Genomic DNA, 13399 nt, shown 5'->3' with positions numbered 1-13399 from the left:
CACGATTTTCAGACAATGAGTTTTATCTTATTTCAACCAGTGAGATGAGTGTTCCTTCATATATAAAAGACTATTTAAATAAGCACGGTCAGAGATTTACCGAAGTTCGTACGCTTGAGGAATGTATAGGTGATCTTGATATCCTTTATATGACTAGAATTCAAAAAGAACGCTTTGCATCAGAAGAGGATTATAAAAAACAGGCGGGAATATATATTCTGGATACTGGCAAACTAAAAAAAGCAAAAAAGGAACTTGTGGTTTTACATCCGCTGCCAAAAGTTGATGAAATAACTTATGAAGCCGACGAAGATCCGCGCTGCATATATTTCAAGCAGGCGCAGTATGGTATGTACATCCGGATGGCTCTGATTATGACACTGATAGAGAATGACGTGATGAACAAATACGATAAGGAAGAAGAGCTTGTAACGGGGGAAATGAGATGCTCAAACCCGAACTGCATTACAGCCAAAGAACCTTATCTGAAAAATCTTATAAAACATTCTGAAAGCGGCAAAACACTGTGTGCATTTTGTGACCATGAGGTATTATAATATGAAAACCGCAGTGCTGTTTGGATCGCCTCATAAAAAGGGGTCAACAGCAAAACTTTTAACTGCCTTTTTAAATAATCTTGATACAGATGCAAAGATTTTTAATGCGTATGAGCTGGATAAAAGTTTTTGCAGTGGCTGTGATGCATGTGCTAAAACGGGAAGCTGTGTTATAAATGACGGTATGGAATATGTTTTGGAGGCGTTAAAGCAGGCTGACGTTATAGTTATAGCATATCCACTGTATTTTGATACAGTTCCGGCTCCTCTTAAAGTGATAATCGACAGGTTTCAGCAGCTTTTTAACACTTCTCGTCAAACGCCCAAAACCAAGAAGGGAATTGCGTTAATAACAGCAGGAAGCGGCAAAGCCAGGGATTATTCAGCGGATGTAATGCTGCGCTATGTTTTCGATCTTCTGGGTGCAGAATTTTGCGGTGCTTATGTCTTGGATCATACGGACAAGGGCGTTTCAGATGAACAGATTAGTAAGCTTGCGAAAGACGCGAGACTGAGTTTAGGGTAATAATTTATCCATTTTGCCATTATATAAGCGTATTAATTATAAAAAAAATATTGACATTGAAATTCTAAGTCGTTATACTAATAAAGCTGATGTTTTGTTTATAGACCACACATTCGGAGAGATGGCTGAGCTGGTCTAAGGCGCACGACTGGAAATCGTGTTACGGCTAATACCCGTACAAGGGTTCGAATCCCTTTCTCTCCGCCAAAAATAAAGTCAGGCGTTTCAAGTAATTGAGTCGTCTGGCTTCTTTCTTTTGTATTAAAATGTCATCAATCATTCTTTTGATTTATGAAATGCACAATTTAAAGATAATAAATGAGGAATTAATTTCTCGTTTAAAATCAGCATGATAAGAAGCAAGTTAGTTCATTGTATTTAGCACCAGAGATGCGTTTAGAAAGAATGATAACATAAATAGATCAATTAAGTCGCTTTTTATAATCAACCGGAGAATATCCGGTTGATTTTTTAAATGTTGCTGAAAAATGGGGAATATTATCGAAACCGCATAGTACAGCTGTTTCTGCAACTGAATAATGTTTGACAGTCAAAAGTTCTTTTGCATTTTCTATACGTACTTTAAGCAGATATCTATGTGGGGTCATGCCGGTTTTTTTTCTGAACATCCTGATAAAGTGATATTGCGATACATGGATTTCGTTACAAATATCATCAAGCGTAATATTTGAACTGAAATAAGTTTGCATATATTCCATCGCCAAATGAATGTAAGAATCTACGCTCTGAAGGAGGGGCATATTGTACATTTTTATATTTGTTTTAAACTCGCGTAATAGTATGGCGGCAACCTGTATCTCGAGACTATCCATTATCAAATTTAATCGATCGGGGCGGTTATATTCCTGTTCAAGATTTCTGAGTGTCAGATATAGATCGGCGGAAAACGGATTCAAAAATTTTTCAAACCTGATACTCCCGGAAAAATTCATCTCCTCAGAAATTTTATGAAAAAGATCCGGTTTTATTAAAAAAGAGTAGTAAGGCTTGGCAGGAGCACTTTTTAAACAGGTAACAGTATCTCCCGGGTTAACGGCTAAAATTTGCCTTTCCTCGGCGTGAATCAATTTATTATTAAAGAATGCTTCAGGAGTATTTTCAGAAGGAATGACAATGTGATAATCGGTGACATCAAATTTTACTCCGCCCAAATAGGAGAGCGGTTTAAACAAAGTAATATTGTCATATGTATGCATCTCTGTTTTCTGCAAGACTCCATCAGGAATCTGGCTGATAAAATCAGCAGTATGATTCATTTCCTATCCCCCCTGATGTAAGCTATCATATTAAATATTATACTATAACCTGCTTTAATAGTCATTATTTGAAATAAATAATGCAAAGCCGATAAAGTATGATTTAGAAACAGCAATATTTCAAAAAAAAACAGCAGTCTTTTGAATGCAGTCCTTCCTTCATTTTAGTAAAATAGGATTAGTAAAGATATTGTAAATACTTCAGGAGGAATAAACATGAAAAAAAAGATATTGTCTGTTTTTTTAGCATTTACTATGGTTGCTGGTCTTATGTCATTTGCATATGCATCAGATATCCCAGAGGGTGTTCCAAGCTCGGTTGAAACTGCAACGATCAATAAAGTAGAAGTGCAAAATGATGAAGACGGAGTTCCATATTTTCAATTAGAGGCAAGTTTTCCGCAAAGCTTTTTGGATTTAAGCAAAGAGTGCCCTGCCGGCGGCTATACATGGATTGATTACTATTGGAAAACAGATGATGGCTCATGGGAATATTTATCCGGCGGGACAACAGAATGCCTTTTTGATGATTCGTATGGGTTTGCCGTTGCCGGCAAGCCGAATACTTATTTAGTAACTAAATTATATCCTGAAGACGAGGGCAATGCGCAGGAAATCGTCATCAAAGATCACAAATATACTATAAAAATGCAGCTGGCATATGCATATCGTGCAGATGAGGATTCACCGGTTAGTTTCGTATATTCGCCTTTTTCAAATGAAGTGTCCATCGACTCGGGAAACTATTACAAAAAAATATCTGACTGGGCTAAACCAGAACTCCAAAATGCATACGGCCAAGGGCTTATTCCTGATATACTGATTGGAGCCGATATGACAAAGCCCATTACCCGTGAAGAATTTTGCGAGCTCGCTGTGCTGCTTTATGAAAAGGTAACAGGAAAAGCAAGCGAACCTGCAACGCCGAATCCATTTACTGATACAACAAATCCTCAGGTATTGAAGGCTTTTAAACTGGGCATCACGACGGGAACATCCGCTGATACATTCTCACCGGACGTGCTGATTAACAGGGAGCAATGCGCTGCGATGTTGTTTAGGGCAATCAAAGCCATCAAACCAGACGGGGATTACAGCGTTGAAGGTGTAAAAGATTTTCCAGATCAAAATTACATATCAAGCTGGGCGGTAGAAGCCACAAAGTATATGTCGAAAATCGGCATTATTACGGGAGATGCCAACGGCAATTTCATGCCTAAAGCCACTACGACAGCACAGGAAGCGGCCGGTTATGGAATGGCGACTCGGGAACAAGCTATTGTTTTGAGTGAAAGAACGTATGAAAAAATTCCAAGTTTATCTTAATTGAAATTGTTTGCCCAAATCAGTTTTTGATTTTATTAAACAGTAAAATAGTGAGGGCAAATTATGAAAAAAAGAACTGTTTTTACCGCAGTGGCGATGCTGTGCCTGCTAATGATTTTTTCAGCATGTGCCGGAAGTGAACCACAAAGCAGCGTCCTTTCTGGCAAGAATCTCTCATCCCGAATACCCAAAATCGTTTTTTGTGACACAATAGATGATCCTGAGGCGGAGCATTTGAACACGCTCGGCAGTTCTAAAACCACGGGAACGGTTAAACTTGAACTGACTCTTAATGAAACAAAGCCAAATGTATTTGAGGGCTATGGCATTATGACACGTAATCTGAACGTCCAAGATAGTGAGTCAAGTTCAAATCAGAAGTATATTTACCGCACCGGGCTGATTCAGGCAGCACCTGATAAGGAAGGGATGATTACCCTTACAGGAAGTATTACTGAGGATAGAAGCACGGAAACCATGCTGCTAGACGCACCGTTTCGTTTAGACATCAATAAAGATGGAACTTTGCAGCAAAAAACATCATTTGTGCTTAAGCTGGATGGGGAAAACGCATCGCTCACGATAAAGTTACATGATTATGCGAATTTTGTTTTTAACGGAAAATTAACTAAGGATACGTCAGAGCCTTCTGCCGGCAAATCTTTAGAACCAGGAAGCCTTATTTATATCAACAGCTTGTGGCCTAAATCTTTATCCGGTGGGGGAGAATATACCGCTATCCTTTTAGCATCCCATGACGTGGGCAAAAACAGCTATTCTGGTCAGCTTTCGATAAGCGGCAACGGCAACGATTTAAACAATATAAGCGAAAAGGTTACATTTTCTATAGGCGCTTTTGACAGCACAGAATATCGGAAGTTAGGAGGAAAACTGAGCGACAAATTCGCTCAGATGGCGGCTTTGCACACCTCCGGAGGAGATTATATTCTACTGTTGGATGGAGAGCAATTAGTGTTAGAACCTATAGGGAAAAATATATATTTTTGCGGTAGTTTACACTCCAACTCTGAAGATGCCGCTCTTCAGAATGAGGCAGACAAAACAAAAAAGATGCTTTCATATTTATACAGACAAAAGTATGGTGCATCATCATACGATTATTCTGAATTTAAAGGGCTTAATCCAAATGATCCGGAGGATATGAAAAAACTGATGAATTTATCTGAAGACTTTAAGGATATGGTCAGTTCGGATAAAAATGCACCGGCATGGTATCCGGACGATTTGATTCCATCAGTAAATTTTTCAACAGACGATGGCTATAATACTATTCAACCCTCGGATGAGTTGCTCTTTAAAATATACAACACCCAGTATTGTGAAAATGAAGATTTTAAAGACCTTGTCGAACCTTACAGGGCTGCACTATCATGCTACGATGACTACAAAGAGTTTGTAGACTATCAAAAAAACGAAGGAGTTTTTCTATTTGCCATGGGCAAATATCGCATACAGGTGTTCCTAGCTCAATCTAATTTGAAAATATCCAACGTATCTGTTCAAATTTATTAAATTATCCTAAAAGCTAATAAAAGCCGGCGAAAATTACGCCGGCTTTTCCTGGATTCATTTGGTGAAATCAGAGTGTACCTCATTGCGAGCTATTCCTCTAAAATAGCAACGGTTTGTTTTAAGGATTCGTTGAATTCCTCGTCTGACGAGTTCTTAAAAATGATTAGATCATCTTTTACATTTGAATCATCAAGTGTAGATGGAATATTAAAATTGCAGCTTTGTATATATTCATCCCAATGTGACAGTTTCCAAGTGTCTCGGTCTGAATTACGAGCTATCATTCTTTGACGGCAAACATCTATAGATGTTTCAACCCAAACTACAACTAATGATGCGTCTTTTTCAGTTAAGTTTGCTTTCAGATTGTCGACATAATTTTTATCACGAATTTCTTTTGTAAAAGGAGCATTAATAAGAACAATGCTGTCATAGTCCAATGCCTCAAGTGCTAGATTTACAATAGTTTCATATTCAAAATCACGGATATTCTTATTGAAAAAATCGGAACTTCGGTTATATTCTTCACCAGCAACCTGGAAGATCTGTTTTGACAGCGGGATCAATGTGTCTTTATCAAGATAGACAACATGCCTCAAAGCTTTAGCAAGCTGTTTTGAGACAAAGGTTTTGCCACATGCAGGCGGTGACGTTACTAATATAAGTTTTTTCATTTTAGACTCCGTTCTTTATTATGAGATCTATTATTTTGTCAACCATTTTATCACGCTGACCCTTATTAAAAAAATCAAAATCCATCTCTTCTTTAAGCTTCCTGCTTCTTAAAAAAAGGCCTTGTAATGATAAAGTTAAAAAGTATGTTTTTTCTTTTATATCTTCATCACTTTTACCGTAACACACTTCTTTGACAATAGGAAGGAAGGCTTTAACTGTCTGTAGAGTGTTGTCATTTGCAAATGTTGATGACATGTCAGTCAATATTGAAATACGTGAGATATTTTCATTTTCCGCAAGGAAACCGCAGGTGTACTTTGCCATAATCCTAAGTTTTTCTTCAGGTGTTTTTCCTTCCAAACCTTTATACACTAAATCAGTTTTATTTATAACATCTCCGATTATGATCTGTACGCAGTTTTCAATCAATTTATCTTTTGACTGAAAATGATAGTTAACAAGGCCTGTCCCCACATGGGCAGCTTCACATATGTCCCGAATTGTGATACTGTCAAGATTGCTTCCGCGCTGTTCTATAAGTTGTATTGCAGCCTTGATGATAACATTTTTTACATTTTTATTCAAGGTGTATACCGCCTTCTACTTTATTAACTGATTAAATCTTGCAATTGTCCCTTTTGCAATTAAAGAAACAGCTAAAATAATCAAAGCAGACTTTGAATTATTGAAAATGGGGATATTCCAATTAAATACTTGAGTTAAAAAGGCAATCATGGCTATCGTGCCAAATATGTATCCTAAAATAGTTAGCGGGTTTGAAGGGGCAGATGAAATGAATTTACCGACGCTGATAGTGCAAAGAAGCATTCCTATTATCCCAAGAGTGATTACAGAAGACCGCGCCCCCTGAAGAAAGAAGAGCTTTTTCCCAGTTAGACCTAAAAATAAGAAAAGACCTGTTAAAATTACTTCAAAAATTAGGATCGAGACGTTTTTCATAAGTAACCTCATTAATATATATTTGAACGGAGTATTGAACGGCGTTCAAATATATATTAAAATAAAAGCATTATTAAGTCAATATTCTAGTCTAATTTAGGTGAAAAGTTTTTGAAAGACGGTGTAAGGCATACCGCCGTATATTCGAACTCTTTTGAGCATAAATTTATTATCATGGGGGTGAACAAAACCCTGTTGTGTTGTAAAACCAAGTTTATATCCTAGTTTGGGCAGTAGAGCTAAAGTTGTTTCATTATAACGACCTGATGGAAAACAGAATGCAGTAATGTTTATACCCAGATTTTTTTCTAATACTTGTTTTGAAATCCCAAGTTCATATTCTTGTTGTTTTAAAGAAAGTGTAGAAAGATCAAGATGCCGAACAGAATGGCTTCCAATTGAGTTACCAAGGTTTATTAGTTCTTTAAGCTGAATCCAATTGATTCTATCGGGCTTTTTTACAAAGTCAGTTATTATAAAAAATGTTGCTTTAAAGCCATATCTGCGTAAAATTGAGCTGGCAATATTATAATTGTCTATATATCCATCATCAAAAGTGATCAAAATTGATTTCGGAGGTAATGTTACCGTATTATATAAAGCGCTACTGAATTCTTCAATATTTAAAGTATGATAACCCTGACTGTAAAGCCAATGCATTTCCATATCAAACTGTTTTTCGGAAACACAGAGAGTATTCCCTTTTATAGTTTTTATTGAATGATACATTAGAACGGGTATACCCGATTTATCATATCGTAACTTTAAATATAGGCTTGAGGGCTTAAGCAGGCAAGGGCTGCTAAACAAAGTAATTGTTAAAGTTAGTATTATAGCGAAAACAAAAAAATGGTTACTTTTTAGTTTATTCATTATTTATATGCCTAGCTTGTTTTATTATTTTCTTTATTTTTTGCAATAAAGCATGTATTAGTTATAAATTTATCTTGTCCTTAACAGTAATAATAACAAAAACGTTTTCTTTAAAGGTTATTATTTATTATTATTTAAAATATATAATACTGGAAAAAATTTCTTATTTTTTGTAGACAACTACTAAACTAATAACTATAATGTAATGGGATGGTTATTAGTAAGGGAGTGAATTGTGTGAATAAAGATGAAATAATAAATAGGGTAAATGAAGTTATCGAGTCATCAAAAATTCAAAACTATCCCGTTGATGTAATTGGAATTGCTCATAATAATGGCTTTAGGGTCTATGAACAATATTTGCCACAGAAAGTTTCGGGTATGATAATGGTTGATAAAGAAAAACCCATAGACAATTTTGGAAGCAATAAAGTTATAGTAATTAATAAATATGATGCTGCTATGCGGAGAAGATTTACAATTGCACATGAACTGGCGCATTATTTTCTACAGGACTGTGATTCTATTAAGCTATATGCACACAGGGATGAGGGGAAGAGTAGTTCGGCTGAGAGCGACGCCAATTTTTTTGCATCTAATTTATTAATGCCCGAAAAATTGCTTAATAATGCTATTAATGCAGCTAAGGATAGGCTATATGGAATTTTGCCGGATTCAATCTTAGAAATAATTATCTCCGATATTTTTCAAGTCTCTTTGTCAGCTGCGAGGATACGATTGCTACAACTTAAAATTATTAGTTAGGCGGTATTTGTATGGATAGTGCCGTTAAAGAAAAAAGCTTTGAAGAAATTCTCAATGAAAATGTGAAAATTCTGCAAAGCAATCCTGTTGAAATTAAGCAGTCAAATACTCTGCTTAAGAATGAAGAGCTTGAGCTTTCAGACAGGAGTGATCTGTACACAGCACTATTGAACGCCTATGTAACGGATTTTGATTTTCGTCATAAAAGTAACAGATATTATAAAAAAAGATTTTTTAATATTGTAATGATTATTTTTTGCATTTCGATATTTGGAGCTATCGCTGTATTAATGATTATTGCATTTAAAGGTGTAGGAAATAGCGCAGATATTACGCTTGTAATTTCTTCTTTTGCGACGATCTTATCTACACTTATTATAATTCCGCAAATCATTGCAAAATATCTTTTTCCGCTTGATGAGGATGATAAGGTTGCAGATATGGTCAAAACTATGCAGCAAAATGATTTTAAAACAAGGGAATTACATAGTAACGGACCAACTTTAAATGAATTAGAAAAAAAGAACGAGTATTAACTCATTCTTTTGGGTTTAAGCCTCCGACTCAGCCGGAGGCTTTGATTATAAACGGATGTTCCTTATGCAACTTATCTTTGTACATCAAATTATCTATATGTTTAAAAAATCTTTGTACTGTTTTTTGATTTTTACAGTTTAAAAAATCAAAGCCAATACTTACACTGATTTTATAGGGTACGATTTTTTGACTGTTAAAGTAATTAATATTATTCTTTAACGACTCAATTACAGTAGTAAGCTCGGATTTATTGCTGATTTCCATCATTACAATAAATTCATCTCCGCCGTATCTTGCAATGAAATCATTTTTAAACGTCTTTTTTAGAATTTTAGCAGTATATATCAGAGCCTGATCTCCTGCATCATGACCATACAAATCATTTATTTTTTTAAAAGAATCCAAATCTATCATAATTCCGGCGAGCAAAGTGTTGCTATGTATGAGCTGTTTTATATAGTTATCTAACTGTCTCCTATTGAAAAGACCAGTGAGATGATCCCTGTAAAGCTGATCATTCTGGAGATTTAGAAAAATAATTAAAATAGAGATGGTCATACATACCCAGACCAAAGATACTCCGTAATAAAAACTTTGAATTATACCACCAACGAATGGGGGTATTGCAAAAGCCAAAATAGGTATAAAATTATTGTTTTGAATTTTCTTTTGCTTCACTATAATCAAAATCAATGTAAAGAATAGGTAAATATAGCTTATGCTTGCCATTAAGAGGAAAAATTTGCCCCTGTGATAAATATTGTTATTATCAATATTAAAAAGAAGTTTATTTTTTATACTTAGAAAGGATAATACCATATTAGCCAGCACTGGTGAAATCAAAGGAAGAAGTAATTTTTTTAACCGTTTTTTATTTCGATATATTTGATAATCTGCATAAAATGACCATATCATACTTATTACTGGATTCATAGTATAGTATAAGGCTGTGATAACGTAATAAAATTCTCTTAAATATAGTCCGTTCTTACCGTCTACGATCCACATTATAGTGTCTAAAATTAAAATAGCGACATTGCTCCAAAGCAATGCAAGAAATAAGCGTTGCTCAATCAAATGGGAGATGGATCTGTGGTACATGTTAAAAAAAATAAGAAATAAAATCACAAGAGCAAATATATTTATTTCTACGTACATGAACTTTAGCATAAGACCTCTGAAATAGGTTGTTTTAATACTATAATAACATATTTTAATATTTTACGCATGTTTTTTTTATACTTATCTCAAAGGGATTTGAACCGCTATGGTTCAAATCCCTTTATTACATTTAGTGTGAAAAAAGAAGTTAAAAAATTAGGATCTTTTTATAATCATATAAGCTTTAACGAGAACTTTCGGTAAAGCGCCCAAACCCATACTGCGGATATTACAATTGCCGGAAGGAAAAACAGCATATTTTTCGTAAGGCACAGTTTTGCAATCCAGAAGGAAGGTAAGAAAAAGAATAGGTATTGCACTTTTGTAAAAAGGAAAAAAGGAACGGGTAGCCCTGCTATTATAAGAGCAGATAGTTTACCCATTGCCAGCCCTTCCACACGGTTATGGGAAAATGAAAAAATAAATAATGAAGTTACAATACTTAATATACAATTCAGAAAACATATCAAAACAGTCACTGGAAATTGCCAGATAGTGAGAGTAAACCAGTGCATAAGCAAAAGCGAAACAAAAAGAGAAATGACCGAGGGAAATACAAGTCTCGAAATTAGATAACCTTTACGTCCGATTGGCGTTACAGCCATGTAGTTGGTCATATTTTCATCGTATTCGGTCAACATTACCATGGCGGAAGCAAAACAGAACATATAGGGAGTCAGAATACTTAGAAATAAATCAAACAACAGGTAATATTCGCTTAGAACCGCTCGCTGATGAAAATAACTGCAGAGCAGGCTTTCAAGCGATGGCACTCCAAAACGGATCAGGCAGGCAACAAGGAGAGGCGCAATGAAAACTGCGGCAAGCATTTCATCATTCCAGATCTGTCGAAGAAACATCCTGAAAGAATGTATTTGTGGTTTCACAGCTTTGCACCCCCAACTTTCAGAAACATTTTTTGAGTTGTTAATACGGCAATTATTGCAAAAATTGCAGTCCAAAAAATCAGTGTAAAAAACGAAACGAATCCATACGAACCGCTTGTGCATAGCTCTATCATGCCGATGCCGGGATGAAACAAAAGCCACAGCTTCTTCCAGCCGAATAGCCATGCGAACACTGGAATATTGATGATTAGCTGTGGCAGGATAGTTGCTATAATGAATCCGTTTAGGGTGGATATTTTGGCAGCAATTATTAGCCCTATGGCAGAAAAGAGGCAGGAACATAAGAAGATACTTAGAAGAAACACAACGGCATTGCGGACGATTCCAGTGCCAAACCCGATTGCAGACGCAGCAATCGTGGAAATAACAGCCATGGAGAAAAGCTTGGAGAATACATATTCAAAGGGCTTAACCGGTGAAACCGCAATACTGTTAATTACCCTCTCGCTTTTCTCGAATAGTATAATGGCGCCCATGAAGTAAAGCCCGATTTCAGCGGGGTCGGAGAAAATCATCAGGATACCTGCCATATTCCTCCAAGATTCAGGAAGAACGTAAACCAGCATTATGTAGATTAGAGTAAAAACAAGATAAATAAAATATAAACCATATTTGAACTGAAAGCGTATATCACCAAGAAACAGAGCCTTTTGTCTCATTGCAGCCGCCTCCCGGTAATCTCAACAAAAATGTCGTTCAGTGTGGGTTCACTGCTGTGAATAGACTGTAGCCGGTTGGCTGCAATTAGCTTTGAGAGGGTAATATCCTCACTTACCCGGCTAAGTGGTGTTTGAATTTTCTTTTCTTTCCCGTTTTCCAGATAGGAATATTCAATTTTTGATGCACCTTTTGACATAATAAGGTTATGAGGCGTATCAAGAGCCTTGAGCCTGCCATCGACAATAAATGCCACCCGGTCACATAATTCTGTTGCGTCGTACATATTATGTGTAGTCAAAATAACGGTTTTGCCCTTACCTTTTTCGGACAAAATGATATCTTTCATCTGCCTTGCATTGGATGGATCAAGACCTGAAGTAGGCTCGTCAAGAAAAAGAATTTCAGGATCATGCAGAAGGGCTTTGATAAAATTGAGCCGTGATTTCATTCCCTTTGAAAAATCTGCGACTTTTTTATCCGCATCGGAAGAAAGCCCGACGCTTTCAAGAAGTTTACAGATATCGCCTTGCTTTTTATAAAGCGATGCAAAATATTGCAGGTTTTCTTTTGCCGTTAGTTTTTCGTACAGGCTGGGAAATTCAAAATCAACGCCGATACGTTCGTAGAAGTCTTTGCCATGGTTTCTGACTTCCATGCCGTTAACCGTGACGCTTCCTACATAATTGCCGATAAGCCCAGTCAGGATTTTCTGAAGTGTACTTTTACCCGCACCTGAAGGACCAAGGAACCCGAATATTTCACCTTGACCAACGGTAAAATTTATATCCTCGATGAACGGCTTTCGGATGTAACTGAAACTTAATTCTTTGACGCAGATCATTGTTTATCCTCCCCAAACATCTGCAAGACAACGCCGTGAATTAAAATTTTTAATGAATTGTCATAAACGCTTTCACCGATTTCTTTTTTATACAAAATCGTAAAAAAGAGCGCTCTAAGCGCTGCACTCATCGCTTTAGTGTCCATTCCCTTAAGCTGTGGCGCGACGGCAAACAAGTTTTCAACATCAAAATTATCTTTCAACACATGTTTTTGGGCGATCTCAGGGGGAAGTTTGCGAAGCAGCCGTTCCATTTCTCCGTCATTCAAAAAACACACTATAAAGGATTCTTCTATCATTTTATAGATTCCGAAAATCAGATCGGTCAGCTTTTGCGGGTTGATATCATTTCTTATGCTTTCAGCTTCTTTCAACAGCTTTCTGTGCATTTCATCGTGAAACTCGCACAAAATATCAAAGAATAAAAGTTCCTTGGAGTCGTAAAAGAGATAAAAAGTTCCCTTCGGAATTTTAGCTCTTTTTACAAGCTCATCGACTGTTGTCTTGCGAACACCATATTGTGAAAGGCAAGCTTTGGCTGAATCTATTAACTTGCTTTTGATATAAGCTCGCTCAGCATCTGAAAAGCTTTTAGGCATAGTAATCCCTCCGATACTATTTGACTATTTTAGTTTAAACAGTCAAATAGTATCATGCTTACTGTCATTTGTCAAGCCTACTTATTATTTTAATAGAACTTAAGATAAAATTTTCTTATTCATAAATAAAGAGACTTGAACCACGAGGGCTCAAATCCCTTTATTACATTACATTCATGAATATGTTGGGGCAAAAAAGAT

16 protein-coding genes and 1 tRNA gene are annotated in these 13399 nt (G+C 36.1%); 7 read left to right on the top strand and 10 right to left on the bottom strand.

What is annotated here, in order from left to right; genetic code table 11:
* From Q8865_09030 to Q8865_09020, 3 genes are all read left to right on the top strand, one after another.
* The coding region (locus Q8865_09030) for an aspartate carbamoyltransferase (protein ID MDP4153561.1) at positions 1 to 557 on the top strand (557 nt) is incomplete at its 5' end.
* A 1-nt stretch (position 558) separates the two neighbouring features.
* Positions 559 to 1083 carry a flavodoxin family protein gene (locus Q8865_09025; protein MDP4153560.1) on the top strand — a complete coding sequence of 175 codons (525 nt, stop codon included), beginning with the start codon at positions 559 to 561 and terminating at the stop codon, positions 1081 to 1083.
* A 115-nt stretch (positions 1084 to 1198) separates the two neighbouring features.
* Positions 1199 to 1290, top strand: a tRNA-Ser gene (locus Q8865_09020).
* 215 nt (positions 1291 to 1505) lie between these two features.
* Here Q8865_09020 and Q8865_09015 read toward each other — a convergent pair.
* Positions 1506 to 2360 carry an AraC family transcriptional regulator gene (locus tag Q8865_09015; protein MDP4153559.1) on the bottom strand — a complete coding sequence of 285 codons (855 nt, stop codon included), beginning with the start codon at positions 2358 to 2360 and terminating at the stop codon, positions 1506 to 1508.
* A 216-nt stretch (positions 2361 to 2576) separates the two neighbouring features.
* On the opposite strand from Q8865_09015, the gene Q8865_09010 reads away from it, so the two are divergent.
* Positions 2577 to 3686, top strand: coding sequence for an S-layer homology domain-containing protein (locus Q8865_09010; GenBank protein MDP4153558.1), 1110 nt, complete (start codon positions 2577 to 2579; stop codon positions 3684 to 3686).
* Positions 3687 to 3749: 63 nt separating this feature from the next.
* Positions 3750 to 5219, top strand: coding sequence for a hypothetical protein (locus Q8865_09005; protein ID MDP4153557.1), 1470 nt, complete (start codon positions 3750 to 3752; stop codon positions 5217 to 5219).
* Between the two features lie 89 nt (positions 5220 to 5308).
* Here the strand turns inward: Q8865_09005 and Q8865_09000 are convergent, their stop codons facing one another.
* From Q8865_09000 to Q8865_08985, 4 genes are all read right to left on the bottom strand, one after another.
* The gene (locus Q8865_09000) at positions 5309 to 5893 is read right to left on the bottom strand and encodes an AAA family ATPase (protein ID MDP4153556.1); all 585 of its coding nucleotides are present in this window, start codon (positions 5891 to 5893) and stop codon (positions 5309 to 5311) included.
* A gap of 1 nt (position 5894) precedes the next feature.
* Positions 5895 to 6479, bottom strand: a complete 585-nt coding sequence (locus Q8865_08995) for a helix-turn-helix domain-containing protein (GenBank protein MDP4153555.1) — start codon at positions 6477 to 6479, stop codon at positions 5895 to 5897.
* A 15-nt stretch (positions 6480 to 6494) separates the two neighbouring features.
* A complete protein-coding gene (locus Q8865_08990; GenBank protein ID MDP4153554.1) occupies positions 6495 to 6854 on the bottom strand; it encodes a hypothetical protein in 360 nt (119 codons plus the stop codon).
* Positions 6855 to 6950: 96 nt separating this feature from the next.
* A complete protein-coding gene (locus tag Q8865_08985) occupies positions 6951 to 7727 on the bottom strand; it encodes a polysaccharide deacetylase family protein (protein MDP4153553.1) in 777 nt (258 codons plus the stop codon).
* A 237-nt stretch (positions 7728 to 7964) separates the two neighbouring features.
* Between Q8865_08985 and Q8865_08980 the strand changes: the two genes are divergently transcribed.
* Positions 7965 to 8492, top strand: coding sequence for an ImmA/IrrE family metallo-endopeptidase (locus Q8865_08980; GenBank protein MDP4153552.1), 528 nt, complete (start codon positions 7965 to 7967; stop codon positions 8490 to 8492).
* Positions 8493 to 8503: 11 nt separating this feature from the next.
* Complete coding sequence (locus Q8865_08975; protein ID MDP4153551.1) at positions 8504 to 9028, top strand: hypothetical protein; 525 nt, start codon at positions 8504 to 8506, stop codon at positions 9026 to 9028.
* Positions 9029 to 9056: 28 nt separating this feature from the next.
* Here Q8865_08975 and Q8865_08970 read toward each other — a convergent pair whose 3' ends face one another.
* The 5 genes from Q8865_08970 to Q8865_08950 form a co-directional block, all read right to left on the bottom strand.
* A complete protein-coding gene (locus Q8865_08970) occupies positions 9057 to 10187 on the bottom strand; it encodes a GGDEF domain-containing protein (GenBank protein MDP4153550.1) in 1131 nt (376 codons plus the stop codon).
* A 176-nt stretch (positions 10188 to 10363) separates the two neighbouring features.
* On the bottom strand, positions 10364 to 11077 hold the full coding sequence (locus tag Q8865_08965; protein ID MDP4153549.1) for a hypothetical protein: 714 nt from the start codon (positions 11075 to 11077) through the stop codon (positions 10364 to 10366).
* On the bottom strand, positions 11074 to 11757 hold the full coding sequence (locus Q8865_08960) for an ABC transporter (GenBank protein MDP4153548.1): 684 nt from the start codon (positions 11755 to 11757) through the stop codon (positions 11074 to 11076). Before Q8865_08960 ends, Q8865_08965 begins: the two co-directional genes overlap by 4 nt.
* Entirely contained in the window at positions 11754 to 12599 is an 846-nt protein-coding gene (locus Q8865_08955) for an ABC transporter ATP-binding protein (GenBank protein ID MDP4153547.1), read from the bottom strand. Before Q8865_08955 ends, Q8865_08960 begins: the two co-directional genes overlap by 4 nt.
* Positions 12596 to 13198 (bottom strand): TetR/AcrR family transcriptional regulator, encoded by a 603-nt coding sequence (locus tag Q8865_08950; protein MDP4153546.1) that lies wholly within the window; start codon positions 13196 to 13198, stop codon positions 12596 to 12598. Before Q8865_08950 ends, Q8865_08955 begins: the two co-directional genes overlap by 4 nt.
* Positions 13199 to 13399: the final 201 nt, after the last annotated feature.

The organism is Bacillota bacterium (genome assembly GCA_030705925.1).
In the GTDB taxonomy this organism is placed as follows: Bacteria; Bacillota; Clostridia; order Oscillospirales; family Feifaniaceae; genus JAUZPM01.
This window is presented reverse-complemented; position numbering and strand designations above follow the sequence as displayed.

Coding starts and splice junctions, on each gene's coding strand:
- Q8865_09025 (MDP4153560.1), top strand. CDS start 559: ATGAAAACCGCAGTGCTGTTTGGATCGCCTCATAAAAAGGGGTCAACA.
- Q8865_09015 (MDP4153559.1), bottom strand. CDS start 2,360: ATGAATCATACTGCTGATTTTATCAGCCAGATTCCTGATGGAGTCTTG.
- Q8865_09010 (MDP4153558.1), top strand. CDS start 2,577: ATGAAAAAAAAGATATTGTCTGTTTTTTTAGCATTTACTATGGTTGCT.
- Q8865_09005 (MDP4153557.1), top strand. CDS start 3,750: ATGAAAAAAAGAACTGTTTTTACCGCAGTGGCGATGCTGTGCCTGCTA.
- Q8865_09000 (MDP4153556.1), bottom strand. CDS start 5,893: ATGAAAAAACTTATATTAGTAACGTCACCGCCTGCATGTGGCAAAACC.
- Q8865_08990 (MDP4153554.1), bottom strand. CDS start 6,854: ATGAAAAACGTCTCGATCCTAATTTTTGAAGTAATTTTAACAGGTCTT.
- Q8865_08985 (MDP4153553.1), bottom strand. CDS start 7,727: ATGAATAAACTAAAAAGTAACCATTTTTTTGTTTTCGCTATAATACTA.
- Q8865_08975 (MDP4153551.1), top strand. CDS start 8,504: ATGGATAGTGCCGTTAAAGAAAAAAGCTTTGAAGAAATTCTCAATGAA.
- Q8865_08970 (MDP4153550.1), bottom strand. CDS start 10,187: ATGTACGTAGAAATAAATATATTTGCTCTTGTGATTTTATTTCTTATT.
- Q8865_08960 (MDP4153548.1), bottom strand. CDS start 11,757: ATGAGACAAAAGGCTCTGTTTCTTGGTGATATACGCTTTCAGTTCAAA.
- Q8865_08955 (MDP4153547.1), bottom strand. CDS start 12,599: ATGATCTGCGTCAAAGAATTAAGTTTCAGTTACATCCGAAAGCCGTTC.
- Q8865_08950 (MDP4153546.1), bottom strand. CDS start 13,198: ATGCCTAAAAGCTTTTCAGATGCTGAGCGAGCTTATATCAAAAGCAAG.